Below are 24,710 nucleotides of genomic sequence, written 5' to 3'. Positions count from 1 at the left end.
TGGCAAGTCTGAATCCGCGGCCCGCTCTTGAAGCGGGCCATCATACAAGAGGATGTTGCCTTGTCCGACAAATTGTCAGCGTCAGGGCCGCAGCAGCGCCAAAAACAAGGCGCGGATCGGCAGCCCGACACCGTCTGAATCAGTGCCCGCCCACCACCATATGGCTGAACGGCGCGACATACGCCTGCAACGTCACCAGCCCGCCGACCAGAATCGCCAGCACCACGGAGTGGAAAAACACGTAGCGCAGAATTTCCCCTTCATGGCCGTACCAGCGGGTGGCGGTGGATGCGACCACGATCGACTGGGCGTCGACCATCTTGCCCATGACTCCGCCGGAACTGTTGGCCGCGGCCATCAGTACCGGGCTCAGGCCCAGTTGCTCGGAGGTCACCCGTTGCAAGCCGCCGAACAACACGTTGGAGGCCGTGTCCGAGCCGGTCAGGGCCACGCCGAGCCAGCCGAGCAGGGTGCCGAACATCGGATAGAAAATCCCCGTTGCGGCGAAGGCCAGGCCCATGGTCGCGTCCAGGCCCGAGTAGCGGGTCAGGAAACCGAGGGCGAGCATGGCCACGATGGTGATGAGCGAATAGCGAACCACCCATAGCGTTCGCAAGTAATGGTGTACCAGTTGCGGGATGGAATAGCCCATCAGTAGCCCACCGAGAATCGCCGCCAGCAAGATGCCGCTACCGGTGCTGGTGAACCAGGTGAACTTGTAGATCGCATCCTCGGTTTTCGGCGCGGGCACCACGGGTGGGACTTTTTCGATCTGTTGGTGAATCGTGGTGAAGGTCACGGTCGGGGCAAAGATCGGGTTCGCTTCGCGCATCGGCTTGCCCTGAGGATCAAGCCTGGCCGAGCTGGTTTGCGGATCGATCGCCGGCCGTGTATCGAACAGGTTTTTGAAGCTTTGAGTGCCCCAGGCGAAAACGAACACCGTGAGGATGATCCACGGCATCCAGGCGCGCATCACGGCGGGTTTTGCATCGCTGGTGAATATTTCGCTGGGTTGCTCGTCCGGGTCCGCATCCACCCTGGAGGTGTCGGCCCGGCCAGACAGGGCGGCGGAGGTATGCACCGTGGCCGGCTTCCAGACCCTGAGGAAACCGGTCAGGCAGGTCATGGAAATCAGCGCGGCGATCACGTCCACCAGCATGGGCCCGTGGTAGTTGGAGACGAGGAACTGCGGTATGGCGAAGCTGACCCCGGCAACCAGAATCGCCGGCCAGATTTCCAGCATCTTGCGCCAGCCGGCAAAGGCCCAGATCAGCCAGAACGGCACGATCACCGAGAAAAACGGCAACTGCCGGCCGACCATCATCGACAGCTCCATTTCATCCAGCCCGGTCACTTTGGCCAGGGTGATGATGGGCGTGCCCAGAGCGCCGAACGCCACCGGCGCGGTATTGGCGATCAACGCCAGGCCAGACGCGGCCAGGGGCGAAAAACCCAGCCCGATCAGAATGGCCCCGGTCACCGCCACGGGAGTGCCGAAGCCGGCGGCCCCTTCGAAGAAGGCACCGAAGCAGAAGGCAATCAGCAGCAATTGCAAACGTCGATCGTCGGTGATGCGCGCCAGGGAGTCTTGCAGCACCTTGAACGAACCGTTTTCGGTGGTCAGCCGATGCAGGAAAATGATGTTGAGCACGATCCAGCCAATCGGCAACAGACCGTTGGCGGCGCCGAACAGTGCGGCCGAGCCCGCCATGTTCGCCGGCATGCCGAAGGCGAAAATTGCGATCAACAAGGCCGAGCCCAGGGCCAGCAACGCCGCCAGATGCGCCTTGATGTGGAAAAACGCCAGGGAAACCAGCATCACCACCACCGGCACCGCCGCCATGAGGGTCGATAGCACGGGGTTACCGAAGGGGTCGTAGATTTGCTGCCAGACCATGTTCCACCTCTGCTTTTTATTGTCGTTAGCGCAGGTCCCCGTGGGGGGAAGGTGGCTTGAGTATAGGTGGCATTACGCTGCTGTCCTGACGGGCCTTTGTCTCCTCTTGAAGCTGCTTTGCCAGGCGTTGTAATGCCATTCAGGCTTCGAGGCCGCCTCCGAGGCGCGCGCTTCTTTCGACCATCGCCATGATCGTTTCGAAGAGTTCGTCTTGCGCCTGCAAAGCCGTGATTTCTCCAGTCGCGGCGGCATGGGACAGCGCCTCGGCGGCACCGAGCATCGCCCGCAGACTCGCCGGCGCGATATCACCGGTTCCGGCGAAGGGGAGCAGGGCATTGCGGCACTTGTCCATGAAGATCGCTTCGTACTCGCGCTTGATCTTTTCCAGCTCGGGCGAGCTGGTCAACGCCGCGATCACGCCGGGTATCTCGCGGCCCTGAAGCAGGACGCAGTCGACATAAGACGAGGCAATGACCGTTGCCTTGCTGGCCAGCGTCGGCTCACTGGTTTGAAGCGCGGCATCCATGAGTGCGGTCTGACGCGCGTCGAACTCCTGATAGAGCGCCGCCAGCAGCCCGGGGCGGGTGGTGAAGTGATCGTAAACCACCGGTTTTGTCACACCGGCCTGCTCGGCGAGCCGGCCAAGCGTCAACGCGTCCGTGCCTTCTTCTCGAACGAGTTGCCAGGCGACGTCCAGCAACTGGCGCTGGCGCTCTTCCCGCGACATCCGGCGGCGTGGTTGCGGGCTGGAATCTTGCTCGGGTGTTTCGGTGCTTGACATGGCTATATACCAAAAGTAGCTTACTGAACGTAACTTACCAAGAGTATATAAGGCTCGTCTTTCACCCTCAATCACTCATTCCGTCGCAGGAGTTTTCGACATGCATGCGCTCATCGTTGTGGCTCACCATGATCCCAAGTCGCTCACCCATAGCCTCGCCAGGCACATCGCTGAAGGTGTATCCGAGGCTGATTCCGTTCACTCTTTCGAAATTGCAGACCTTTGGGCGCAAGGGTTCGATCCGCGGTTCGGCGCGGCCGATCTCGCCGTCCATCACCGCGAAGCACCGCCTCCCGCGGATGTGACCGCCGAGCAGGCACGAATCGATCGCGCCGATGCGTTGATACTGGTCTATCCGGTGTATTGGTGGTCGATGCCGGCGCTGCTCAAAGGCTGGATCGACCGTGTGTTCGCCAATGGCTGGGCGTTCGATTTCAGCGCGGATGCCAAGTTAGAGAAGAAACTTCGCCATCTGCGGGTTCATCTGGTGGGGGTTGGCGGTGCCGACGCAGGAACCTATGCGCGCCACGGTTATGCCGATGCCATGAAGACACAGATCGACCATGGGATCTTCGATTATTGCGGCGCCCGCGTGGTCACGTCCGAACTGCTGCTCGAATCGGAAATCCAGGAGCCGACGGTTCATCTGGAGACGGCGCGTGTGTTGGGTCGTGAGCTTTTCGCTTTTGACAGACAAAAAAAGAGCCTCAAAGCTCTTTGATGGGGAGGAAGTAGAGCCCAGAGGCTCAAGATGCGCATGAAACAAGTGGTGGGCTTATTGGGGTTCAGTTCACCCACCACCTACGCAACGGCCTAAACCTCCAACCGCTGCGTATCATCATCGTAGGAAGCCGCGAGTGTGTACTCAAGTACCATTAGTCTGCTCCCCCGGCCAACCGGCCTGGCGCAACGCTTTGAGCAAAGTGTCGGCGTCCAGGCCCGGCACCGTATGGCCATTGCCTTCGAGGGTGTTCGCGGCCAGCAGGGCGTTGATGATGGCTTCTTCCACGGCTTCGGTGGCGGCCAGGAACAGTTCGCTGATGTGGTCGTTGTTGACCATGCTCAGTTGGTCGCAGGTGGGGGCGCCCTTGCCTTCGTAAGCAGCCGGCGGCACGTGCCGGTTACCGGTGGCGAAGGCCACGAAGATATCACCGCTGTGGTCTTCGTTGCCGCCGCCGGTGCGGGCCAGGCCGAGGCTGGCACGTTGCGCCAGGCGTGTGCATTGGTGCGGCAATAGCGGTGCGTCGGTGGCCAGGCAGACCACGATGGAGCCCATGCCCGGATGCGGCAGGGAGGCTTTGAGGAAGGGCGAGTCGACCTGCTCCATATAACGTCCCACCGGATAACCATCGACGCGCAACTCACTGCGAATGCCGTGATTGGCCTGGACGATGGCGCCGACGGTCCAGCCTCCCTGCGCTGCGTTCAGCCGCCGCGATGCGGTGCCGATCCCGCCCTTGAATTCATGACAGATCATCCCGCTGCCGCCGCCCACCGCGCCTTCGATGACCGGGCCGCCGACGGCTGTGCGCAACGCTTCGGCCACATGTTCAGGACGCACATGAAAGCCATTGATGTCGTTGAGCAAACCGTCGAACGTTTCCAGCACCACCGGCATGTTCCAGTAAAGACGCCCGTCGTCGGGCTGGTCCTGGCGATCCAGAGCAATCAGCGCATCACGCACCACGCCCAGGCTGTGGGTGTTGGTGAAGGCGATCGGGCTGGTCAGCAAGCCTGCTTCGCGAATCCATTCAAGCCCCGTGGCATCGCCATTGCCGTTGAGCACATGGACGCCGGCGAAGCACGGCTGTTGATTGGTGGAACCGGCACGGGGCTCGATCAGCGTGACGCCGGTATGGATGTCGCGGCCATTGGCGGTTCGTCCTCGCACATTGCTGTGGCCGACCCGTACGCCGGGCACATCGGTGATGGCGTTGAGGGGGCCGGGTTGCAGTTGTCCGAACTGAATGTTCAGGTCGCGGGCACGTGGTTTCATTGTTTCTCTCATCGTCAATTCGTGGCAGAAAAAAGGGACTTACTGACCGTTCTTCACAACGCTCCAGACGCGAGTGCGTATGCGCTCGGTCGCCTTCGGCAGAGGTTCAAGGGTGAACAGCTTGGCCATGGCCTCGGCCGGAGGGTAAATGGCGGGGTTGTTGCGGGTCGCTTCGGCCACCAGCGGTGTCGCGCTGCGATTGCCGTTGGGGTAAGACAGGTGATCGCTGACCGGGGCAATGACGTCGGGGCGCATCAAGTAGTCGATGAATGCCAGGCCTTGCTGTGGATGCGGCGCGTCCTTGAGCAGCACCAAGGTGTCGAACCACACCGGCGCTCCTTCCTTCGGCAGGCTGTAGGCGATTTTCACGCCATTGCCCGCCTGTTCGGCGTTGGTCTTGGCTTCCAGCATCGCGCCGGACCAACCCACCGCCACGCAGATGTTGCCGTTGGCCAGGTCGCTGATGAATTTTGAGGAGTTGAAGTAGGCGATGTGCGGGCGCAATTTGAGCAACAGCGCCTGGACTTTCTTGTAGTCCTCGGGGTCGGTGCTGTTGGGCGGCAAGCCCAGGTAGTGCAGGGCGACCGGCAGCATCTCCGAAGGCGAGTCGAGCATGGCCACGCCGCATTCGCCGAGCTTGGCCAGGTTCTGTTCGTTGAATATCAATTCCCAGGAGTCCAGCGCAGCCTTGTCGCCCAGTGCAGCGCGGACCTTGTCGACGTTGTAGCCGATGCCGTTGGTGCCCCACAGNCTTGTCGACGTTGTAGCCGATGCCGTTGGTGCCCCACAGATACGGCACGGCGTACTGGTTGCCCGGATCGTTGTTGGCCAGTTTCGCCAACAGTTCGGTGTCCATGTTTTTGAGGCCAGGCATCTGCGCGCGGGGCAGTGGTGCCAGCGCGCCGGCCTTGATCAGCGTCGGCAGGCTGAAGTTGCTGGCCACCACCACGTCATAGCCGCTGCGGCTGGTCAGCAGTTTGCCTTCCAGGACTTCGGCGCTGTCGAAGGTGTCGTAAACCGGCTGGATCCCCGTGTCGCGCTTGAAATCCTGCAGGGTGGTGGGACCGATGTAGTCATACCAGTTGTAGACGTGCACGGAGGGAGTATCGGCGGCGACCGCCGACAGCGAAGCGCACAGACAGGCGCCCAGTCCCAGGTTGATATGCGAGCGATGACCACTCATGATGCGGCACTCCTGGCCTGCTGCAGGCCGGTGATGATCAGGTGCTTGCAGCGTATCGGCAGGCGGGGTACTCACCCATTCCCATTATGGGTTACTCAAAAGGGGTAGGGCGTGGACGCGTTGCTCAAAGAATTGCCGATGCACCAAGGGCTGGCGCGGATGTTTGGGGCATTGGGGCAGGACGGTTTCTGGCGAGCGCTGGTGGACACGTTGCGGCTGCTGGTGCCGCTGGATAACGCGTTGGTCGCGGTGATGCAGCCAGGGCGGGTGCCACGGCTGCTGATTGATTTCGACACCAAGGGCGGCGCCGACGAGCATGAGGAATTGGCGGACTACAGCGCCGGCATGTACCTGCTCGATCCGTTCTATCAGGCCGCGTGCGCCGGTGTTGCCGATGGCTTGCACAGCCTGGCGTCCGTGGCCCCTGACCAGTTTCAGCAGAGCGAGTATTACCTGAGCTACTTCCGCTCGGTGGTGGGCAGCGACGAGTTGCAGTTCATGGTCAACGTCGACGGGGCGGTGCTCGGCTTATCGTTGGGGCGCTCGACGGCGTTCACCCTTGAGGAGCAGGGTCGTCTGCTGTGCGTGCGCGACTGGGTGCTCTCAGCGATGCGCCGTCACTTGCAACTGCTGCCCCCGGAAGGGCCGACCGCCGAGGCCGTGGCCGGTGATCTGGCGACCCTGCTGGACCGCTTCGATGCGCGTTTGTCGGGGCGCGAAGTCGAGACGGCGCGGCTGATTCTTCAGGGCTTTTCCAGCAAAGCCATCGCCCAGCAACTGGGTATTTCTCCGGAAACGGTGAAGGTGCATCGGCGCAATCTTTACCACAAGCTCAATGTGAATGGGCATGGCGAACTGTTTGCGCTGGTGTTGCAGCCGCGTTGAATCAACGTCTTTTAATCTTCAACTACCCCTGTCGAAACACCAACGCTTTCAACCCGCACTCAACATCGGCGTCGGGAAACTCCGGCGGGTTTTCCAGCCGTTGCTCAAACCGTAGGCTCGGTGCTTCGCGAGTGACGCCGTCGATGAGGAAGTCCGCGCCAAAAGCCGGATCGTTCATGCAGGCCAAAACCGTGCCCTGAGGGCTGAGCAGTTCCGGTAGACGGCGCAGCACGCGCTGATAGTCCTTGGTCAGCAGAAAACTGCCTTTCTGAAAGGACGGTGGATCGATGATCACCAGATCGTAAGGGCCACCATTGATCACTTTGCCCCAGGATTTGAACAGGTCATGGCCCAGAAAACTCACCTTGCTCAGGTCATGGCCGTTGAGCCGGTGATTGTCGCGACCACGGCTCAGGGCCGCGCGGGACATATCCAGGTTGACCACGTGCGTTGCGCCCCCCGCGATGGCCGCCACCGAAAACCCGCAGGTGTAGGCAAACAGGTTCAACACCCGCTTGCCATCGGCATTGGCTCGCACCCAGTCGCGGCCGTAGCGCATGTCGAGGAACAGGCCGGTGTTCTGTTTGCGGCCCAGGTCCACGCGATACTGCAAGCCGCCCTCGGTGATCGTCATCTCGTCGATCGGCTCCCCGAGCAGCCATTCGGTGGTGCTTTCCTGCAGGTAGCGATGTTGCAGCAGCAAGGTATGCGCGCCGGAGGTTTTCCACGCAGGTGACTGGGTGATTGCCATCAGCCGCTGCTTCAGATCGTCCAGTTGCGACGCTTCGGGCTCCTTGAACACGCAGACCAGCACCACGCCCTGCAGCCAGTCGACGGTCAATTGCTCCAGCCCCGGCCAGCAGCGCCCACGGCCGTGGAACAGCCGACGGGTTTCTGCGGGCGCAGCCGCAAGCGCTGTCAGCAAATGGTCATGGAGGATGGAGAGGGCGTCTGGATTCATCGGGCAAGGTCGGCAAAGTAGAAGAGGCGGCATTTTAACCACAATTACGCGCTGACAAACGGTCGTGTTTGTCGGCCTGGACGGAGAATGTACAAGGCAGATGCATCAAAAATGAATTTTCCGCGAAGTCCGCTGCTCATACCTGAAATAGGAGGCGGATTTGAGCCCGCGCAACCATTGAAACAATCAGGGAGTGGCACAGTGATGAGTCCAGTATCGGCGGCGGGCGAGCATTTGTCTGACGGTTTGATTCTTGTGGTTGAGGACGATCCGTTGATCCTGGAGTTTCTGTGCGAAATTCTTCAGGAAGAAGGCTTTGCGGTTGAACCACAAGTCAGCGCGGACGCTGCGTCGCAGTATCTGGAGCAGCACGCTCCAGAGGTGAGATTGCTGCTGACGGACATCACCATGCCGGGCAAACTCAATGGCGCGGACCTGGCCAATCAGTTCGGCGACCGTTGGCCAGACAAACCGATCATGATCATGTCCGGCTTCGAAACCCCGAAAAGCTCCGGGGTCAAGCACCCGGTTTCGTTCATCAAGAAGCCGTGGGCGGTAGGGCAGTTGCTGGACTGCGTGCAAAGTGCCTTGCACTCGAACCGGATCCCGTAGGACGGCTGGTGTACATTGCCTGACAACACTCATCCTTCTTGGGAAAGGAAGTTGCCCTTTGTCAGTTCAAGCATCCGTTACCCCGTCGTACCGCGCCTTCCTGTTCGATATGGACGGCACACTCCTTAATTCCATCGCCGCCGCCGAGCGAATCTGGACGGCCTGGGCCCTGCGCCACGGTGTTGATGTCGTTACTTTCCTGCCGACTATTCATGGGGTGCGCGCCATCGACACCATCAATCGTCTGGCCTTGCCCGGAGTAGACGCTGAAGCTGAAGCGGCGTGGATCACCGAGGCGGAAATCGACGATGTGCAAGGGGTTGTCGAGGTGCCCGGCGCGGCGAATTTCCTCAAGTCGCTGCCCGTCCATCAATGGGCTGTCGTCACCTCCGCGCCGCGAGCGCTGGCCCTGCGCCGAATGGCGGCGGCCGGTATTCCCGAACCTGGCGTGCTGGTTACCGCCGAAGACGTCAGCGCTGGCAAGCCCGACCCTGCGGGCTATCGACTGGCCGCTCGCCGGCTGCAAGTGGAGCCTGCCGAGTGCCTGATCTTCGAAGACGCCGACGTCGGTATTCGCGCCGGTGAAGCGGCGGGGGCCAATGTCATGGTCATCACCGCGACCCACGTTCATCCGCTCCAGACGCAGCATGCCACCCTGGCCAGTTATGACTCGGTCGAAGTGCGAGTGGATCTCGACAGCCAAATAAGCCTGTACAGCCGCTAATGTGGGGGCGGTCAGTTCAGTAAATCCCGGGGATCAATCGCCAGCTACGGGCGCAATAAGCCTCGTATTCACTGCCGAACTGCGCCTGTAACAGCGTTTCTTCGGAGCGAATGCGGGCGATCAACGGTATCAACATCAACGCCACCAGCAGCAATCCGACGCCGGAACGAAAGGCCAGCGCCCAGCCCACACCATTGATCAGCAGCCCCAGATAGCTGGGGTTGCGCACGTTTCGATAGATTCCGTCGGTTGCCAGGCGGTGCCCCGGTTGAATCGCCACCAGGCCGCTGAAGCGTTTGCCCAGGACAAACACCGGCCACATCCGCAACGCGCCGCCGCCGATGAACAGCAGCGCGCCCAGCCAACGCACGCCCTCGCCACCGAAGGTCCAGAAGTCGACCCGATCGGTGTAGGCCGGCACAAACCCACTCAATAACCCGATCACCCCGAAGACCGGCAATACCCAGCGATTGGCCCGGTCTTCACGTACACCGGAGCTCAAATTGCCCTCGCTGAACAACGAAACGATCGCCATCACCAAGGTTGCAAACGCAATGAGCACCAGCGGCGGGTGTGAGAAAAAAACCGCCAACCCGCCCAGTCCGAACACCGCGAGAGCGAGGTAGGCAAGCGTGGAAACGAGGGTGAAAAACGCGAGCTTGGCCGAGATTTTCATGACTGACTTCGCAAAAGGTATATGAACATTGTAGGCGCCTGGCTGCGGGAGCTCCTGCGCGGTTGTTCGGTCATTCGGCGGCAGGCCGGGGGGGCAGGGTGAACTAAGCTTGGATAAGGATGAGTCCACAAGGAGCACCCGATGCTTCACATCAGAACACCCCTGATTTTGCATCCTGGCCTGTCGACCCCGGCCCGGCGAATCTGGCTCAAGCTGGAAAACCTGCAACCCAGCGGCTCGTTCAAATTACGCGGCATGGGCCTGCTGTGCAGCCAGGCAGCGGAGCAGGGCAAGCGCAAAGTCGTCTGTCCTTCCGGCGGTAATGCCGGTTTGGCCACCGCCGTGGCCGCCGCCGCCCTTGGGTTGAAAGCCTGCATCGTGGTGCCGAATACCACCCCGGAAACCACCCGCGCCAGGATCAGAAAAACCGGTGCCGAGGTGATCGTCCATGGCAAGGTCTGGGACGAGGCCAATCAACGGGCCAAAGAACTCGCGCAGGGCGCGGACACCGAATACGTCCCGGCTTTTGATCACCCGGTGCTGTGGGAAGGGCACAGCACGATGATTGATGAAATCCTTGAGGACTGCCCTCAGGTCGATGTGTTGGTGACCTCGGTAGGGGGCGGCGGTTTGCTGGCAGGCCTGCTCACCGGGCTGATCCGTCATCAGCGCATGGACTGCAGGATCGTTGCGTGCGAAACCCGGGGGGCGGCGTCTTTCGCTGCCGCCGTGCGTGCCGGCCACCCGGTCAGACTGCCGCGCATCGACACTGTCGCCACGTCACTCGGCGCTGCGCAAGTGGCGGCCTGGCCGGTGCAGCACATCCTCGATTTTGCGCACGAATGCGTGGTGCTCAGCGATGATGAGGCGATCATGGGCGTGGTCCGTTACGCCAACGACCTGCGCCAATTGGTCGAACCGGCGTGCGGCGTTTCATTGGCGGTGGCATACCTCGACCATCCGGCGATTGCCGAGGCCCATGACGTGGTGATTGTGGTGTGCGGCGGGGTCAGCATCAGCGCGCAGTTGGTCGCCGGCTGGGCACGCCTGTCCGCTGGGGTTGAAAAAAACAGCGCTGACGCAAGGTAGGGCTGCAAACACGATCCAGGTGTCACAAGCCCCACCGTTTACGTTTGCAAATTTCAGTGACCTGCGAGGATCGCTTTGGCCAGGTCTTCGTCGCTGGCCTTGAGGTCGGGATGATTTTGTCGAATTTCCTTCAACATCGACTCCAGATAAGCGCCACGAATCGTACCGCCACTCGCCACGAAGCTTGAGGCGTCATCCCGTGCGGGGATCACGATTTTGTCATCCTTGAACGTCGAGTACAGCGATGCGGAGACCCCTGCCGAGGTGGCGACATCTTTTGCATCCACATCGGCCAAGGCTGAACCAACGGGTAAACAAAGCACTAGCGAAGAGATGAGAAACAGACGGCGCATGACAGCGTCCTCCGAAAGCGTGAAGCGTAAAGGAAGTAACACATAGTTTAGGATGTCTGGCGACGCTCAGGAGTTCCCCTGCTGATTCGAAAGCGTAGGCGTGTGATCTTGTGATCGTGGCTTTGCTGCTGGCGATATCCTCCGGCCTGATCGATGATCGGCATCGAGTCACCGGGCTTGACCGATAATCAGCGTTTACGATACTGCCCGCCGCGAGGGCTATTCTTGGCAATGCGCCCATCGCCATGGGAGACCTCTGATGATCAACGTACGCACTGCCCGCATGCTCGCCGATTACAAGCGCTGGGCCGATCAGCGACTCTTCGACAGCCTCATTGCGCTGCCACCGGAGGAGCTCAACCGCAAACGGGTCTCAGTGTTCAATGACATGATCGGCGCTTTGAACCACACCTACGTGGTGGACTGTATCTGGCAAGCCCACCTGGAGGGCCGGGGGCACGACTTCAAAACCTCCCATGACCTGCTGCATACCGAACTCGACGAGCTGCGGAGGGTGCAACAGGAGATCGATCAATGGTTCTGTGGGTGGAGTTCGGCCCAGACCGACGAATCGCTGGATAAACCCATCGAATTCACCTCCATGTCGGGGCAAAGCGGGATCATGAGCGCCGGCGCCATGCTGTTGCATGTGGTGAACCAGGCCAGTTATCACCGGGGTTGGGTCATCCAGATGTACTTCGAGATTCCGGCCATGCCACCGATCACCGACCTGCCGGAGTTTCTGCGCGAGGTGCCGGGGTATTGACTCGATAACACCCTAAATCCCTTGTAGGAGCGGGCTTGCCCGCGAAGAGGCCATCACATTCAATATTCATGTCGCCAGAGACACCGTCTTCGCGAGCAAGCTCGCTCCTACATCGGGCTCTGTCGGCAATCGAGCACCAATTGCGCGCCACCCAGCTCGCTGCTGCCCACTTCCAGCGTAAACCCGTGCAGGCTGACGATCGCCGCGACGATCGACAGCCCCAGTCCGAATCCGCTTTGCGGGTTGCCGCCTTCGGCGCGATAGAAACGCTGAAACACCGCCTCACGCTCGGCCAGCGCAATGCCGGGGCCGGAGTCGAGCACTTCGATTCGCGTATGCCCGTTGTCATTCACCCCACGCAAAATCACCGCGCCACCGGGCGGGGTGAATTTGATCGAATTGCTCAGCAAATTCGCCACGGCTTCAAACAACAGTGCCCGATCACCGTTCAGCCAGGGCAGGGACTCGGGCTGTTGCAGCTCAAAGGTCAGTTCCCCTTCTTCGGCCAGTGGCAGATAAAAGTCGTGCAGCTCTTTGAGCAGCGGCACCGGGTCCAGTTGCACGAAACCCGAGCGGCGCTGGCGATCCTCCAGTTCGGAAATCCGCAGCAAACCACGGAAACGCGCCATCAAGGTATCGGCCTCGCCGAGTACCGAATCCAGCTGCACGGCCAGCGTCGAGCCTTCGTCGGCCTGCTGTTGAATCCGGTACAGCTGCGCCCGCAGGCGGGTCAGCGGCGTGCGCAGGTCATGGGCGATGTTGTCGCACACGCCCTTGACCTCGTTCATCAGGCGCTCGATGCGCTCGAGCATGGCATTGACGATGGCGGCGAGCATGTCCAGTTCGTCGCGGCGGTTGGACAGCGGCAGGCGCCGGGTCAGGTCGCCGGCGACGATGGCTTCGGCGCTGGCCTGGATCGCCCGGATCCGCCGCAGCGGGCGCCGTCTCAATAAATGCCAGCCGGCGATGCCCGGCAGAATGGTCAGCGACACACCCCACAGCAGCGCGTGCAGGATGATCCGGGTCACGGCAAACAACGAACCGTTGTCCCGCACCAGCACCAGCCAGCGCCCGTCCCGGGTCCGGGTGGCCACGGCATCGCAGCTGTCGGCGGGCAGGGTCGGATCGTTGGAATCGGCGCAGTCGTCGAGCATGTGAATCTTGCCGTCCAGCGGCAGGCCCTGGGGGATCTGGCGCAGGGCACCGCTGAGGTAGCGTTGCTGGTCATCAAACAGGCCGTAGGCATCGATGCCGCGAATGTCGAAGGTCATGCTGGCGGCGAGGGCGTCCACCAGTTGCTCACCCTGGACGTGTGAAAACAAATGTTGACGTTGCATCAGCGAATGCTTGGCCAGGCTGTCGAGGTAACTGGACACCTCGTAGTACATGACCCCCATGAGAATCCCGCTCCAGGCCACGAACAGCGAACTGTACAGCGCCAGCAAACGGCTGCTGGAGGAGCGCCAGCCGTTAGAGGGGTTCAGCAATGACATAGCCCGAGCCTCGCACAGTCCGAATCAGTGGGACTTTGCCTGGCGGGTCGATCTTCTTGCGCAGACGGCCGATGTGCACGTCGATCAGGTTGGTGCCGGGGTCGAAGTGATAGCCCCAGACCTCTTCGAAAATCATCATCCGGGACAGGATCTGCCCGGTGTTGCGCATCAGGAATTCCAGCAACTTGTACTCGGTAGGCAGCAGCGTCAGCAACTGACTGGCACGGCTGGCCTCGTGGCTGATCAGATTCAGCTCCAGATCGGCCACGCGCAATGTGGTGGCCTGGGCGGTCACGGTGTTCTGCCGGCGCAGCAAGACTTCCACCCGGGCGGCCATTTCATCGGTGGCGAACGGTTTGGTCAGGTAATCGTCGCCGCCGGCGCGCAGGCCGCGCACCCGTTCATCGACGTCGGAGAGGGCGCTGATCATCAGGATCGGCGTGGCCACGCCCATGGTGCGCAAGGTGGTGACAATCGCCAGGCCATCGAGCTCCGGTAGCATGCGATCAAGCGTGATCAGGTCATAGTCGCCGCTGACCGCCCGCTCCAGGCCTTCGCGGCCATTGTCGACCCAATCCACCTCAAGGCCGTGGCTGCTCAGTTCGGCGACAATTTCCCGGGCGGTCACGGCGTCGTCTTCAATGGTCAAGATGCGGGTCATAGGGCTTGCCTGATAATCGGTTCAATACGAAGTTGCGAGCATTTTGCCAAGATTTACGCACGGTTTTTTAAATTAACTTTCATGTTGAGCGCCGCAGGCGTTTTCACTGGCCTGGATCAATGTTCCCTTTGGCGACACTCCTTAACATAAAAGATCCAGGCCCTTCCTGCGCTGGCCGGCAAGGTGTATGCGCAGCATGAAGCTGGCAACCCTGACCTGAACTTTCCAAGGAGGAACTTCGCAATGCAACACCTGGACCGAACCTTCGATATCCAGCCGCTGGTGCGGGCGGACATGACGGTGTGCATCAATGGCCAGACCGTCGGCGCCGCCATCGACGAAACCGTGCTGACAGTCATTCAATCACTGGGCATTCGCCAGCTGGCCCGTAACGATCACGATCAAGTCAGCGGTGCCTATTGCGGCATGGGCGTGTGCCAGTGCTGCCTGGTGAAAATCGATGGCCGACACAAGCGTCGTGCCTGCCAGACAATCGTGCGTGACGGCATGAGCGTCGAAACCCGGGTCAACCGTATCGCCGGGCAGGAAGTGTCATGAGCCCGCATCCGGTGATTGTCGGCGGCGGACCGGCGGGCATGGCCGCGGCCATTGAACTGGCGCGCCATGGTGTGCGTTGTACCTTGCTCGAAGAAGCTTCGCGCCTTGGCGGGGTGGTCTATCGCGGCCCCTTGCGCGACAACGTTCAACTGGACTATCTGGGGCCACGCTATTCGGAAGCCCTGGCCAGACTGCATGGAGCATTCCAGGAGCAGTCGAGCCTGATCGACGTACGTTTGAACCACCGAGTGGTCGGCGCCGAAGGCACCCGGGCGCTGGTGGTGCTGGACGTCAACGAGCGTTTGCAGGAGGTCGAGTACCCGCAGCTGCTGTTGGCGGCCGGTTGCCATGAACGCAGCGTACCGTTCCCGGGCTGGACCTTGCCCGGGGTGATTCTGCTGGGTGGTCTGCAACTGCAAATCAAGAGCGGCGTCGTCAAACCCCAAGGGCCGGTAGTGATCGCGGGCACCGGTCCGCTGTTGCCGCTGGTAGCCTGCCAGTTGCACACATCCGGGGTGAACGTCGCCGGGGTCTATGAGGCGTGTGCATTCGGCAAGATCGCTCGGGAAGGCCTCGCACTGTTGAACAAGCCGCAACTGTTTCTCGATGGCTTGAGCATGCTCGCCTATCTGAAACTGCACGGCATTCCCATGCACTATGGCTGGGGCGTGGTCGAGGCACAGGGTGAAGGCGAGTTGCATTCGGTGGCCGTCGCGCCGTACTCCAGCACCTGGGAGCCGGACCTGAGCCGCGCCGAACGGATTGCCGCGCAGACCCTGGCGGTCGGCTACGGCTTCATGCCACGCACGCAACTGAGCCAGCAAATGGGCCTGGATCACGGCTTCAGCGATGACGGCTATCTGCGGCCCAGCGCCAATGTCTGGCAGCAAAGCAGCGAACCACACGTGCACTTGGCCGGTGACATGGGCGGCATTCGCGGAGGCGAGGCGGCGATGCTCGCGGGAAGGATCGCCGCGGTGTCGATCCTGCTGCAACGGGACGTGCTGGACGCGGAACTGGCGTTGATCAGACGCGACCGCTACCTGTCGAAACTCAAATCCATCGTGCGCTTTCGCGCCGCCGTCGACCGTTACACCGAACGCGGCGCAGGGCAGACCGCCTTGCCGGCCGCCGACACGGTGATCTGCCGCTGCGAGCATGCGACCCGCGCCGACATCGATCGGGCGCTGGAGCAAGGCGTGCAAGACCTGGCCAGCCTGAAAATGCACACCCGCGTGAGCATGGGCGACTGTCAGGGGCGGATGTGCGTCGGGTATTGCACCGACCGTTTGCGCGAAGCGACCGGACGGCACGACGTCGGCTGGTTGCGACCGCGCTTTCCTGTCGACCCGATTCCCTTTTCAGCGTTCCAGTCTGTCGGCACGGAGGCCGCAAGCCATGAGTAAGTTCTACGACGTGGTGATCGCCGGCGGCGGTGTGATCGGGGCGTCCTGCGCCTATCAATTGTCCAAGCGCAAACACCTTAAAGTCGCCCTGATCGACGCCAAGCGTCCCGGCAACGCGACCCGCGCTTCGGCCGGTGGCTTATGGGCAATCGGTGAGTCGGTGGGGCTGGGTTGCGGGGTGATTTTCTTCCGCATGATGTCGGCCAATCGCAAGCGCGAAGCCCAGGGCGCGGCCGTGGCGGTGGATTCCAGCACGCCGCACATCCTGCCGCAGTCATTCTTCGATTTCGCCTTGCAGTCCAACGCGATGTACCCGGACCTGCATCGGGAGTTGCAGGAAAACCACGGGATGGATTTCAAGTTCGAGAAAACCGGATTGAAATTCGTGATTTACGACGATGAAGACCGGCTCTACGCCGAGCACATCGTTGCCTGCATACCACACCTGGCGGATCAGGTGCGCTGGCTCGATCAAGCGGCACTGCGCGAAGCCGAGCCGAGTGTCAGCCATGAGGCGAGGGGCGCACTGGAGTTTCTCTGCGACCATCAGGTCAGCCCGTTCCGCCTGGCCGATGCCTACACCGAAGGTGCGCGGCAGAACGGTGTGGATCTGTATTTCAACACCAACGTCACCGGCGTGTTGCACCACGGCTCGCGGGTCAGCGGCGTGCAGACCACCGCAGCGGGAGTGTTCCATTGCGATACGCTGATCAACGCCGCCGGAGCCTGGGCCGCCGACCTCAGCGAGCAGGCCACCGGCATTCGCATTCCGGTGAAACCGGTGAAAGGCCAGATCCTGCTGACCGAGCGTATGCCGAAGATCTTGCACGGTTGCCTGACCACCAGCGACTGTTATGTGGCGCAGAAAGACAACGGTGAAGTCCTGATCGGCAGCACCACCGAAGACAAAGGTTTCGACGTGACCACCACCTACCCGGAAATCAGCGGCCTGGTGCAAGGCGCGGTGCGCTGCATTCCGGCGCTCGCCGACATCAGCCTGAAGCGTTGCTGGGCCGGGTTGCGTCCGGGTTCGCCGGACGAGTTGCCGATTCTCGGGCCGATGAAAGGGGTGCAGGGTTACCTGAATGCCTGCGGACATTTCCGCACCGGCATCCTGACCTCGGCGATAACCGGCGTATTGCTGGACAAACTGGTGAATAACGAGCCGTTACCGCTGGACATCACACCGTTTCTGGCGGATCGGTTTGAAGTGGTGTCGCAGGTCGGACTGAAGGACATGCCAATGGCTTGACCTCAACCTCACCACAGAGGCGCAAGCGCCGTGGTGAGGCGGTTTGCACCATCATTCTTTAACGCTCATGAACTCCTTGGCCCAAAGAATGTAGTCCTCCGGCTGCGTATAGGTATGCGTCAGTTCGGTGGCATTCAGGTCGGAGGCCTGGGTGAAGATCTGCCGCTGTTCCCGCAGGCTGTCGTAAGTCGCTTTGATCGCAGCGAAGTACGCACCATGCCCGTCGATAGTGACGCGCACACCCAGTTCGGCCAGGCGCTTGTCGTCGCGCAGCAGCGGATTGCCGTAGGTGACCAGCATCAGCGGCACGCTCAGGTGCTCGGCGATCTGTTCCAGTTGGTCGAAATCCTGCACGCCCACCATGCAAATTCCATCGGCCCCGGCCTGTTGGTAATGCTGGGTGCGGCTGATGATTTCCTGGATCGGCAGGATCCCCGCGTTGGTGCGGGCGATGATGGCCATTTCCGAATCGACCCGGGCTTCCAGCGCCGCGCGAATCTTGCCGACACCTTCGGCGACCGTGATCAGGTCGGTGGATTTGCGGCCGAATTGCGCCGGCAGCAGAGTGTCTTCGATGGTCAGGGCCGCCACGCCGGCGCGTTCGAGTTCGACAATGGTGCGCATGACGTTGAGCGCATTGCCGTAGCCGTGGTCCGCGTCGGCGATGACCGGCAATTGCGCCACACGGCCGATGCGGGTGGCCTGTTCGGAGAATTCGCTGAGGCTGATCAATGCAAAGTCCGGGGCACCCAAAACCTGCAACGACGCAACCGAACCGCCGAGGATCCCCACTTCAAAACCCAGGTCGGCGGCGATGCGTGCCGACATGGGATCGAAGACCGATGCCGTGTGATAGCAGGTGTCGGAGGCGAGCAGTTGACGGAAATTACGGCGTAAATCTTGATGAGACAGCCTGGACATATGAGTTCCACCAATACAAAGGAATGGAAGGGCTTGAGCAAAAGTGTCAACGCCGAAGGAACAAAAGGCTATCACGCGGGCGGGTAAGGAATGATGACGAATTTTTTGGCCAGTGGATGCCAGATCAAAAGATCGGACGATATTTTCCGTTCACGCCGCCACCGCCTGTTGCTGTTGGTTAGGCAGCGGTACGGCGCGGACCGAGTTGCCGGGTTGCAGTTGCAGGCGCTTGGCGGTGAGGCGGTCGACCATCAGGCTGTTGCCCACCACCCGCGCCCGGGCGGCGGTGATGCGACAGCTTTCCAGGCGACGGTTGTGGATCAGCCATAGCGGGGCCTGGTCGTCGGGCGTGCCGATGGCCAGCACCCATGATTGGCTGTCGCGTACCGTGCGGATTCTCGACACCGGGGCTTCGATCACCGGGCCTGCGTCGAAGATGTCGATGTAACCCTTATGGGCAAACCCTTCGGCGGTGAGGATCTTCAGCGCAGGTTCGGTGTTGGGGTGAGGCTTGCCGATCACCGCCTGGGCCTGTTCGGTGAGCAGGCAGGTGTAGAGCGGCTGACGCGGCATCAGTTCGGCGATGAACGCTTTGCTGCCCAGCCCCGACAAGTGGTCGGCATGGCTGAAATCCATCTTGAAGAAGTGCCGGCCCAGGCTGTCCCAGAACGGTGAGCAGCCGTTTTCGTCGGCACTGCCGCGCAGTTCGGCAATGAGCTTGTCGCCGAACAGGTGGGGGAATTCGGCGACGAACAACAGACGCCCCAGCGACAGCAATCGACCGTTACTGCCGTGGCGTTGATCATGTCGCAAAAACAGCGAGCAGATTTCCGATTGCCCGGTCATTTCGTTGTTCAGGAACAACGTCGGGATCTGGCGCTGAATACCCAGGTCCGGCGATGAGCTGACCGTGAGCCCGACCCGATAGTTGTACCACGGCTCCCGCAAACCCACGGCCCCCACCAGGGCGCTGACGCCGACCACTTGCCGATCGTCGTCTTCGAGCACAAACAGGTAGTCGGCATCCGCACGCTCGACCTGTTCGGCGAAGGTCCGCTGAGCCCAACGCACCCGGTGGGCCAGGCGCTCCTCGTTGGCCGGCAGGGTGGTGAAGCCGGGGCCGGCCCGTTGGACCAAATCCAGCAAGGCGGGCAGGTCGGTGACTTGAACCGGGCGGACAATCATGATGCAACTCCTTCTTCGCGCCTGCTCGGGCGCTGTCGTTGGGCACGGGGCAGGTGGCCGCTCACAGGGCGATCAACCGGATCGCACGGGTGGCGGTCACGTTCAGGGCCGCGCACATCTCGTCGCTCAAGGCCACGGGTTGCCCTGCGTGGTAGTCCAGTTCGGCGACGATGGCGCGATAGCCTGTCAACGAATCGTTGCTCACCAGATAACGGCCACGGGCATCGATGGATGAGCCCGTTTGCACCGCGGCGGTGTGGCTCCGGGCGATGGAGCGAATGTTCGAAGTGCGTGCGTACAACGTCGGGCCACCGTCGAACAGGTCGATGTAGCTGTTGGTCTCGAAGCCTTCACGCTCAAGAATATCGAAGGCCTCCTGGCCATCGGGGTGAATCCGGCCGATACAGGCCTGCGCGGCTGGCGGCAGCATCGGCACGTAGATCGGGTATTGCGGCATCAGTTCGGCGAGGAATGTCCGGCTCTGCAGACCGCAAAGTCGCTCGGCCTCGACGTAAGGCAGGTCGAAGAAATGCTTGCCCAGCGCATCCCAGAACGGCGACTGCCCCTGTTCGTCGCTGTAACCGACGATCTCGGTGATCACCGCTTCGGCAAAACGCGCCTTGTGTGCGGCGATGAACAACAGCCGTGCCCGGGACAGCAACTCGGAAAACGGCGTGCGTTCCAGCGCCGAGTCGATATGGAAACCCCGCAGCAAGGTATGGCCGCTGAGGTCTTGGCACAACGACAACGCCGGCACCCCATGCTCGATGTTCAGCTCCCGTGAGGCACTGGTGAAATGGCGGTTGCGCAAACTGTAGAACGGCTCGTTGAACCCCGCGGTGGCGAGGATTTCCGAGCAGCCCACCAGACCGCGAGTGGTCAGGTTTTCCAGCACGAAGAAATAGTTCTCCGGGCCTGGGCTCTGGACATCCTTTTCGAACGAAGCGCAGGAGTCGAGTATTTTCTCGCGCAGGCGTTCGGTGTCGTCCGGCAAGGACGTGACCCCCACCAGACTGTCGCGCGCCAGTTGTTGCAACTGGGGCAGGTCGGCTAACTCCACTGGGCGTAACACCAGCATGGATGTACTCCTGTATCAAAGGGTTCGGCGGCTTGCACCGAACCTGACTATCACTGTCGGTTTCCACGCGTTAAATCGGCAGTCGCCTGAAATCGTGTCAGACGCTGCCCTTTTTCTTGTCAGCCATTGCTTGGGTCGGGCAGTGCGGTGCTGGCACCCAGTTTGTTGAGGAAAAACAGATAGACCAGGCCCAGGGCAATCCAGATCAGGCCGAGTTTCTGAGCGTCGACGCCCATGTTGTACATGATGGCCGCGACGATGATGAAGCCGATCACCGGGCAGATCAGGTGACGGATCACCTGGCCGGACTGCTGCCGACGCCAGTAGTAGTTGATCACGGTCAGGTGCAGCAGCATGAAACCGCTCAGGGCTCCGAAGTTCACCAGGGAGGTGAGGGTGTCCACCGAGTTGATGAACAGGTAGCAGATCACCAGCGACAGCACCGCCACCAGATAGATGCTCAAGTACGGCGTGTTGTGTTTCGGGTGTACCTTGGCCAGCACCTTCGGCAGTTTGCCGTCCCGGGCCATGCCGAACAGCAGACGCGAAACCGCCGCTTGCGAGGTGATCGCGACCGCCACCCCCCAGGCCAGCGCGGTGGCCACGGCGGTCAGGGTGGCCAGCCAGCTACCGGCGGCGATTTCGGCGATTTCATAGAATGCGGTGTCGGCGGACTTGAAGCCCAGGCCGGCAGCCAGGTCGGTGGCAATCCAGGTCTGCACCACGAAAATCGCGCCCATCACCAGCAGTGTGATCAGCGCTGCCTTGCCGACGCTGCGGCCCGGGTCGCCCTTGATCTCTTCGGCGAGGGTGGAAATGGCATCGAAACCGAGGAATGACAGCACCGCAATCGACACCGCTTGCATCAGCAAGGCGAAGTTGAACGTCTCGGGGTTGTACAGCGGCGCCAGGGTCAGCTGACCGTTACCGCCGCCACTGTGCAAGGCATTCCAGGCGTAGAACAGGAAGATTCCCAGTACCACCAGTTGCGCCAGCAGGAAGATGATGTTCATCCGCGCGGTGAAGGTGATGCCCCGCAGATTGACGAAGGTGGCGCTGACCAGAAAGGCCAGGATGAAGCCGACTTTCGGGATGTCCGGGTACAAATGATTCAGCGCCATCGCCGCGTACACATAGAGCAGCGGTGGAATCAGCAGGTAGTCGAGCAACATCAGCCAACCGGCGATAAAGCCGACATGCGGGTTGAGCCCGCGTTGTGCGTAGGAATATACGGAGCCCGCCACCGGAAAGGCCCGGGCCATGCTGCCGTAACTGAGGGCGGTGAACAGCATCGCCACCATGCCGATGATGTAGGCCAGCGGCACCATCCCCGGTGCTTCGGCGTTGACGTAACCGTAAACGCCGAACGGTGCGATGGGGATCATGAAGATCATCCCGTACACCACCAGGTCTGTCAGCGACAGGCTACGTTTCAACTCTTGCTTGTAGCCCAATTCTTCAATGTCCATGAAGTCGTTCTCCTTGATATGAAAGCAGCTGCACGCTGCGGGTTTGAAGCGGTCTCTACAGCAACGGCGCCAGATAGTCGGTCCAGCGACCGACGTCCTCGGGCGTGCGCAGCAAATCGTTGCGTACCTCGATCAGCACTGAGTCCAGTCCTCGTGCGTCGCCGTGAACCGGCACGGTCATGTCACCCAGCGGATCGACTTTGTACGGTTGATTACCGGCGATTTTCAAGGGATATCGGCTCAGCCCGTCGATCACTCGCTGGGCGTACTCCCAGGCCTGCCCATACAGCACGCCGACGTCCAGCGTTCGTCGCTGGCCGTAATATATCGGCGTGAAACTGTGAATCCCCACCACTCGAACCGGTTTATTTTGCTCCACACGGGCGTCGATCAAGGTTTGCAGGCGTGCATGAAACGGTTTGAACAGGCAGTGCCGGCGGTAATCACGGGTGGCCTCGTCCAGATCGCGATTGCCCGGCACCTGATAAATCTCGCTCTGCAACGGAATGCTGTCCGGCGCATGGCGCGGACGGTTGAGGTCGATCAACAGCCGCGAATAATTGGCCGCCAACAGGGTAGCGCCCAGCGCTTGGGCTAAACCCTCGGCCAGCGCCAGGGCGCCGATGTCCCAGGCGATGTGTTCGCGGGCGGCCTCGTCGCTCAGGCCCAGGTCATTCAACCCGGCCGGGATAAAACGACTGGCGTGTTCACACACCAGAATCAGCGGGTGTTCGGAAGCTTCGCGGCTCAGGGTGTACGCAGGCAGGGTGTAGAGCCCCCGTTCGGCGGACTCAGTACAGGCGTGCATAGTGCTCACAGAGGTCGGCGGGCGAGAGCTGTTCCGTCAGCTTCAGTTCCTCGGTTTTCAGGGCGAAGTAAGTGTCCAGCAACGCGTTCGGCAGGGCTTCGATCAGCGCCTCGCTGTGACGCAGGCAGTCCAGGGCCTGGGACAGCGAAGCGGGCAGGGCGACGATGCCGCGGACCTGGCGTTGTTCTTCGTTCAGGGAATCAGGGACTTGATCGGTGATCGCGTTCAGCGCCAGGCGCTGCTCGATGCCCAGGCGCCCGGCGATCAGCAACACGGCCATGGCCAAGTGTGGCGAGGCGGTGGCGTCCAGGGCGCGAAATTCCAGGTTGTACTGCGCCGCCACGGCTTTGCCGCCCAGGCTCACCGTTGGGCAAATCCGCAGCGCCGCTTCGCGGTTGCGTTGGCCGAGGCAGGCGTAGGAAGCGCTCCAGTGATGGGGCTGCAAGCGTTCGTAGGACACCGGCGTCGGCGCGGTAAAGGCGCAGAGCGCAGGCAAGTAATGCAGAACGCCGGCGGCCCAATGCTGGCCGAGGGTCGACAGCCCGTCGGTGGCGCCGGCGTCATACATCACCGGCTGGCCGGCCAGGTCCTGCAGGCTTACATGCAAATGCACGCCATTGCACACCGCTTGCGCGGACGTCTTGGGCGCGAAGCTCAGGTCCAGGCCCATTTGCCGGGCGATCTCACGGGTGATCTCACGCACGTTTACTGCGCGGTCGGCGGCAGCGACACCGAGGGCCGGACGGCAGGTGATTTCATATTGGTGCTTGCCGTATTCGGGCAGGAACATCTCCGGCTCCACACCGCCGGCACGCAATGCGCTGAGCAGCCAGCCGCCGAACTCGGCGCCCTGGCGCTGGGCTTGCAGGGAGAAGGCCAGATGCGCGGCCGTGCCGCTGTCGAGATTGAACTCATGTTCGAACGCCGCGTTGATCTGCAAGCCCAGCTCATCGCGATAGCGCTCCACTTCGGTGCACAACAGCGTGCGCGGGCAGGCGCTCCAGGAACGGCCATCGGTTTCGCGGATATCGCCGTGAATGAAGTCCAGCGCGGGGGCATTGGCATCCGGGCCATTGTTGACGGTCACGCGGCTGCTCAAGTCGGGAATCAGCCGCAAGTCCCCATAAGCACCCCATGGATTGCTGGAGGCGATGATGTCTTGCGGGGTCAGGGCGCTGTTGGCCGGCACCCAGCCGCAGCCTGCCACTCGATAGGCGTCGAGTTCGTCGGTAGGAAAGGAGCGACCGCGCGTCACGCCGATCAGGTCGGTGGTGACGATGGTGGTCATGGGCAGCGGCGACAGGCGTTCGCTCATGGCTGCATCTCCTGCAACCGGCCGAGCACGGTCTGGGTGTCGGTGATCCAGCAGTAACCCTTGATGGCATTCAGGCAGGCGTGATGCCGTTGTTCGGTGTAAGTGGCGCAGGCGTCTTCGACCAGCGTCACCAGATAGCCACGGTCGGCGGCGTCGCGCACGGCCATGTCGACGCACTGATCGGTGACGATGCCGGCGATGATCAGGTGCCGGGTTTCAAGGTTGCGCAGCACGTAGTCGATGTTGGTGGAGTTGAACACCCCGGAAGAGGTCTTGGGCAGCACGATTTCATTTTCGACCGGCGTCAGGTCATCGATGATCCGCGCTTGCGGGCAGCCCTTGGGCAAGTGCATGTCCGAGAGCTTGTGGTCCAGCGAGCGATCGCGACCATCGGCGGTGAGGCTTTCGATAAGCGTGTGTAATACGTTTTGCCGTGCGCCACGAAAGGCGCTGAGCAGCCTGCGTTGATTAGGCACCACCTGCATGTGGGTGCGGGTCAGGAAGTATTCGGCGTCCGGCCCGTTGAGGTGTGGGTCGAACTGCGGCTCGAGCCAGGCACGTTGCATGTCTACCAGCAACAGCGCGGTATGGCCGGCGGCAAACGGCAAGTCCCGGGGCGAAGGGTGGGGGAGCGTGAACAT

24 protein-coding genes and 1 pseudogene are annotated in these 24,710 nt (G+C 61.6%); 9 read left to right on the top strand and 16 right to left on the bottom strand.

Annotation, left to right across the window (positions count from 1 at the left end; genetic code table 11):
- Window positions 1–139: 139 nt before the first annotated feature.
- Window positions 140–1,897 (bottom strand): L-lactate permease, encoded by a 1,758-nt coding sequence (locus HCU66_RS10070; RefSeq protein WP_205888341.1) that lies wholly within the window; start codon window positions 1,895–1,897, stop codon window positions 140–142.
- 139 nt (window positions 1,898–2,036) lie between these two features.
- A complete protein-coding gene (locus tag HCU66_RS10065) occupies window positions 2,037–2,678 on the bottom strand; it encodes a TetR/AcrR family transcriptional regulator (RefSeq protein ID WP_205888340.1) in 642 nt (213 codons plus the stop codon).
- Window positions 2,679–2,778: 100 nt separating this feature from the next.
- Between HCU66_RS10065 and HCU66_RS10060 the strand changes: the two genes are divergently transcribed.
- Window positions 2,779–3,399 carry an NAD(P)H-dependent oxidoreductase gene (locus tag HCU66_RS10060; protein WP_205888339.1) on the top strand — a complete coding sequence of 207 codons (621 nt, stop codon included), beginning with the start codon at window positions 2,779–2,781 and terminating at the stop codon, window positions 3,397–3,399.
- A 144-nt stretch (window positions 3,400–3,543) separates the two neighbouring features.
- Here HCU66_RS10060 and HCU66_RS10055 read toward each other — a convergent pair whose 3' ends face one another.
- Window positions 3,544–4,674: a DmpA family aminopeptidase gene (locus tag HCU66_RS10055; protein ID WP_205888338.1), complete on the bottom strand. Its 1,131-nt coding sequence runs from the start codon at window positions 4,672–4,674 to the stop codon at window positions 3,544–3,546.
- Between the two features lie 39 nt (window positions 4,675–4,713).
- Window positions 4,714–5,857 (bottom strand): annotated as a pseudogene (locus HCU66_RS10050) (polyamine ABC transporter substrate-binding protein).
- Between the two features lie 111 nt (window positions 5,858–5,968).
- On the opposite strand from HCU66_RS10050, the gene HCU66_RS10045 reads away from it, so the two are divergent.
- Window positions 5,969–6,742 carry a LuxR C-terminal-related transcriptional regulator gene (locus tag HCU66_RS10045; RefSeq protein WP_205888337.1) on the top strand — a complete coding sequence of 258 codons (774 nt, stop codon included), beginning with the start codon at window positions 5,969–5,971 and terminating at the stop codon, window positions 6,740–6,742.
- Between the two features lie 22 nt (window positions 6,743–6,764).
- Here the strand turns inward: HCU66_RS10045 and HCU66_RS10040 are convergent, their stop codons facing one another.
- Complete coding sequence (locus HCU66_RS10040; RefSeq protein WP_205888336.1) at window positions 6,765–7,703, bottom strand: class I SAM-dependent methyltransferase; 939 nt, start codon at window positions 7,701–7,703, stop codon at window positions 6,765–6,767.
- A 204-nt stretch (window positions 7,704–7,907) separates the two neighbouring features.
- On the opposite strand from HCU66_RS10040, the gene HCU66_RS10035 reads away from it, so the two are divergent.
- The gene (locus tag HCU66_RS10035; protein ID WP_205888335.1) at window positions 7,908–8,315 is read left to right on the top strand and encodes a response regulator; all 408 of its coding nucleotides are present in this window, start codon (window positions 7,908–7,910) and stop codon (window positions 8,313–8,315) included.
- A 58-nt stretch (window positions 8,316–8,373) separates the two neighbouring features.
- Window positions 8,374–9,039 (top strand): HAD-IA family hydrolase, encoded by a 666-nt coding sequence (locus HCU66_RS10030; protein ID WP_205888334.1) that lies wholly within the window; start codon window positions 8,374–8,376, stop codon window positions 9,037–9,039.
- Between the two features lie 16 nt (window positions 9,040–9,055).
- Here the strand turns inward: HCU66_RS10030 and HCU66_RS10025 are convergent, their stop codons facing one another.
- The gene (locus HCU66_RS10025) at window positions 9,056–9,715 is read right to left on the bottom strand and encodes a methyltransferase family protein (protein ID WP_205888333.1); all 660 of its coding nucleotides are present in this window, start codon (window positions 9,713–9,715) and stop codon (window positions 9,056–9,058) included.
- A 141-nt stretch (window positions 9,716–9,856) separates the two neighbouring features.
- Here HCU66_RS10025 and HCU66_RS10020 point away from each other — a divergent pair, with 141 nt between their 5' ends.
- Window positions 9,857–10,804 (top strand): pyridoxal-phosphate dependent enzyme, encoded by a 948-nt coding sequence (locus HCU66_RS10020; RefSeq protein ID WP_205888332.1) that lies wholly within the window; start codon window positions 9,857–9,859, stop codon window positions 10,802–10,804.
- Window positions 10,805–10,857: 53 nt separating this feature from the next.
- Here HCU66_RS10020 and HCU66_RS10015 read toward each other — a convergent pair whose 3' ends face one another.
- A complete protein-coding gene (locus HCU66_RS10015; RefSeq protein WP_205888331.1) occupies window positions 10,858–11,157 on the bottom strand; it encodes a DUF2388 domain-containing protein in 300 nt (99 codons plus the stop codon).
- A 259-nt stretch (window positions 11,158–11,416) separates the two neighbouring features.
- Between HCU66_RS10015 and HCU66_RS10010 the strand changes: the two genes are divergently transcribed.
- A complete protein-coding gene (locus HCU66_RS10010; protein ID WP_205888330.1) occupies window positions 11,417–11,923 on the top strand; it encodes a DinB family protein in 507 nt (168 codons plus the stop codon).
- Between the two features lie 107 nt (window positions 11,924–12,030).
- On the opposite strand, the gene HCU66_RS10005 is transcribed toward HCU66_RS10010, so the two are convergent.
- Both HCU66_RS10005 and HCU66_RS10000 read right to left on the bottom strand, forming a co-directional pair.
- Window positions 12,031–13,416 carry a sensor histidine kinase gene (locus tag HCU66_RS10005; RefSeq protein WP_205888329.1) on the bottom strand — a complete coding sequence of 462 codons (1,386 nt, stop codon included), beginning with the start codon at window positions 13,414–13,416 and terminating at the stop codon, window positions 12,031–12,033.
- Complete coding sequence (locus HCU66_RS10000; RefSeq protein ID WP_205888328.1) at window positions 13,394–14,077, bottom strand: response regulator transcription factor; 684 nt, start codon at window positions 14,075–14,077, stop codon at window positions 13,394–13,396. Before HCU66_RS10000 ends, HCU66_RS10005 begins: the two co-directional genes overlap by 23 nt.
- 243 nt (window positions 14,078–14,320) lie before the next feature.
- Between HCU66_RS10000 and HCU66_RS09995 the strand changes: the two genes are divergently transcribed.
- The 3 genes from HCU66_RS09995 to hcnC are packed head-to-tail and all read left to right on the top strand — an operon-like array spanning window position 14,321 to window position 17,293.
- A complete protein-coding gene (locus HCU66_RS09995; protein ID WP_205888327.1) occupies window positions 14,321–14,635 on the top strand; it encodes a (2Fe-2S)-binding protein in 315 nt (104 codons plus the stop codon).
- The gene (hcnB, locus tag HCU66_RS09990; RefSeq protein WP_205888326.1) at window positions 14,632–16,041 is read left to right on the top strand and encodes a cyanide-forming glycine dehydrogenase subunit HcnB; all 1,410 of its coding nucleotides are present in this window, start codon (window positions 14,632–14,634) and stop codon (window positions 16,039–16,041) included. The genes HCU66_RS09995 and hcnB overlap by 4 nt, the downstream gene beginning before the upstream one ends.
- Window positions 16,034–17,293: a cyanide-forming glycine dehydrogenase subunit HcnC gene (gene hcnC / locus HCU66_RS09985; RefSeq protein ID WP_205888325.1), complete on the top strand. Its 1,260-nt coding sequence runs from the start codon at window positions 16,034–16,036 to the stop codon at window positions 17,291–17,293. Before hcnB ends, hcnC begins: the two co-directional genes overlap by 8 nt.
- Window positions 17,294–17,344: 51 nt before the next feature.
- On the opposite strand, the gene HCU66_RS09980 is transcribed toward hcnC, so the two are convergent.
- The 7 genes from HCU66_RS09980 to HCU66_RS09950 all read right to left on the bottom strand — a co-directional run bounded on the left by HCU66_RS09980 (window position 17,345) and on the right by HCU66_RS09950 (window position 24,710).
- Window positions 17,345–18,214: an isocitrate lyase/PEP mutase family protein gene (locus HCU66_RS09980; RefSeq protein WP_205888324.1), complete on the bottom strand. Its 870-nt coding sequence runs from the start codon at window positions 18,212–18,214 to the stop codon at window positions 17,345–17,347.
- A gap of 150 nt (window positions 18,215–18,364) precedes the next feature.
- Window positions 18,365–19,399, bottom strand: a complete 1,035-nt coding sequence (gene astA / locus HCU66_RS09975) for an arginine N-succinyltransferase (RefSeq protein ID WP_205888323.1) — start codon at window positions 19,397–19,399, stop codon at window positions 18,365–18,367.
- Between the two features lie 61 nt (window positions 19,400–19,460).
- The gene (locus HCU66_RS09970; protein WP_205888322.1) at window positions 19,461–20,477 is read right to left on the bottom strand and encodes an arginine N-succinyltransferase; all 1,017 of its coding nucleotides are present in this window, start codon (window positions 20,475–20,477) and stop codon (window positions 19,461–19,463) included.
- A gap of 119 nt (window positions 20,478–20,596) precedes the next feature.
- Entirely contained in the window at window positions 20,597–21,946 is a 1,350-nt protein-coding gene (locus tag HCU66_RS09965; protein ID WP_205888321.1) for an APC family permease, read from the bottom strand.
- 55 nt (window positions 21,947–22,001) lie between these two features.
- Window positions 22,002–22,754, bottom strand: a complete 753-nt coding sequence (locus HCU66_RS09960; protein ID WP_205888320.1) for an N-formylglutamate amidohydrolase — start codon at window positions 22,752–22,754, stop codon at window positions 22,002–22,004.
- On the bottom strand, window positions 22,738–24,069 hold the full coding sequence (locus tag HCU66_RS09955) for a type I glutamate--ammonia ligase (RefSeq protein ID WP_205888319.1): 1,332 nt from the start codon (window positions 24,067–24,069) through the stop codon (window positions 22,738–22,740). The genes HCU66_RS09960 and HCU66_RS09955 overlap by 17 nt, the downstream gene beginning before the upstream one ends.
- Window positions 24,066–24,710 carry a cysteine hydrolase family protein gene (locus tag HCU66_RS09950; protein ID WP_205888318.1) on the bottom strand — a complete coding sequence of 215 codons (645 nt, stop codon included), beginning with the start codon at window positions 24,708–24,710 and terminating at the stop codon, window positions 24,066–24,068. Before HCU66_RS09950 ends, HCU66_RS09955 begins: the two co-directional genes overlap by 4 nt.

This window comes from Pseudomonas frederiksbergensis, from assembly GCF_017114915.1.
Taxonomy (GTDB): Bacteria; Pseudomonadota; Gammaproteobacteria; order Pseudomonadales; family Pseudomonadaceae; genus Aquipseudomonas; species Aquipseudomonas frederiksbergensis_I.
The sequence above is the reverse complement of the archived record's forward strand: the minus strand, read 5'-3'. Positions and strand labels throughout refer to the sequence as shown.

What these genes read in the sequence shown, in the direction of transcription:
- hcnC (WP_205888325.1), top strand. Translation starts at nt 16,034, where the DNA reads ATGAGTAAGTTCTACGACGTGGTGATCGCCGGCGGCGGTGTGATCGGG.
- HCU66_RS10000 (WP_205888328.1), bottom strand. Translation starts at nt 14,077, where the DNA reads ATGACCCGCATCTTGACCATTGAAGACGACGCCGTGACCGCCCGGGAA.
- HCU66_RS10055 (WP_205888338.1), bottom strand. Translation starts at nt 4,674, where the DNA reads ATGAAACCACGTGCCCGCGACCTGAACATTCAGTTCGGACAACTGCAA.
- HCU66_RS10005 (WP_205888329.1), bottom strand. Translation starts at nt 13,416, where the DNA reads ATGTCATTGCTGAACCCCTCTAACGGCTGGCGCTCCTCCAGCAGCCGT.
- HCU66_RS10010 (WP_205888330.1), top strand. Translation starts at nt 11,417, where the DNA reads ATGATCAACGTACGCACTGCCCGCATGCTCGCCGATTACAAGCGCTGG.
- HCU66_RS10025 (WP_205888333.1), bottom strand. Translation starts at nt 9,715, where the DNA reads ATGAAAATCTCGGCCAAGCTCGCGTTTTTCACCCTCGTTTCCACGCTT.
- astA (WP_205888323.1), bottom strand. Translation starts at nt 19,399, where the DNA reads ATGATTGTCCGCCCGGTTCAAGTCACCGACCTGCCCGCCTTGCTGGAT.
- HCU66_RS10015 (WP_205888331.1), bottom strand. Translation starts at nt 11,157, where the DNA reads ATGCGCCGTCTGTTTCTCATCTCTTCGCTAGTGCTTTGTTTACCCGTT.
- HCU66_RS09980 (WP_205888324.1), bottom strand. Translation starts at nt 18,214, where the DNA reads ATGTCCAGGCTGTCTCATCAAGATTTACGCCGTAATTTCCGTCAACTG.
- HCU66_RS10070 (WP_205888341.1), bottom strand. Translation starts at nt 1,897, where the DNA reads ATGGTCTGGCAGCAAATCTACGACCCCTTCGGTAACCCCGTGCTATCG.
- HCU66_RS10040 (WP_205888336.1), bottom strand. Translation starts at nt 7,703, where the DNA reads ATGAATCCAGACGCCCTCTCCATCCTCCATGACCATTTGCTGACAGCG.
- HCU66_RS09955 (WP_205888319.1), bottom strand. Translation starts at nt 24,069, where the DNA reads ATGAGCGAACGCCTGTCGCCGCTGCCCATGACCACCATCGTCACCACC.
- HCU66_RS09970 (WP_205888322.1), bottom strand. Translation starts at nt 20,477, where the DNA reads ATGCTGGTGTTACGCCCAGTGGAGTTAGCCGACCTGCCCCAGTTGCAA.
- HCU66_RS09960 (WP_205888320.1), bottom strand. Translation starts at nt 22,754, where the DNA reads ATGCACGCCTGTACTGAGTCCGCCGAACGGGGGCTCTACACCCTGCCT.
- HCU66_RS10060 (WP_205888339.1), top strand. Translation starts at nt 2,779, where the DNA reads ATGCATGCGCTCATCGTTGTGGCTCACCATGATCCCAAGTCGCTCACC.
- HCU66_RS09995 (WP_205888327.1), top strand. Translation starts at nt 14,321, where the DNA reads ATGCAACACCTGGACCGAACCTTCGATATCCAGCCGCTGGTGCGGGCG.
- hcnB (WP_205888326.1), top strand. Translation starts at nt 14,632, where the DNA reads ATGAGCCCGCATCCGGTGATTGTCGGCGGCGGACCGGCGGGCATGGCC.
- HCU66_RS10035 (WP_205888335.1), top strand. Translation starts at nt 7,908, where the DNA reads ATGAGTCCAGTATCGGCGGCGGGCGAGCATTTGTCTGACGGTTTGATT.
- HCU66_RS09950 (WP_205888318.1), bottom strand. Translation starts at nt 24,710, where the DNA reads ATGTTCACGCTCCCCCACCCTTCGCCCCGGGACTTGCCGTTTGCCGCC.
- HCU66_RS09965 (WP_205888321.1), bottom strand. Translation starts at nt 21,946, where the DNA reads ATGGACATTGAAGAATTGGGCTACAAGCAAGAGTTGAAACGTAGCCTG.
- HCU66_RS10065 (WP_205888340.1), bottom strand. Translation starts at nt 2,678, where the DNA reads ATGTCAAGCACCGAAACACCCGAGCAAGATTCCAGCCCGCAACCACGC.
- HCU66_RS10020 (WP_205888332.1), top strand. Translation starts at nt 9,857, where the DNA reads ATGCTTCACATCAGAACACCCCTGATTTTGCATCCTGGCCTGTCGACC.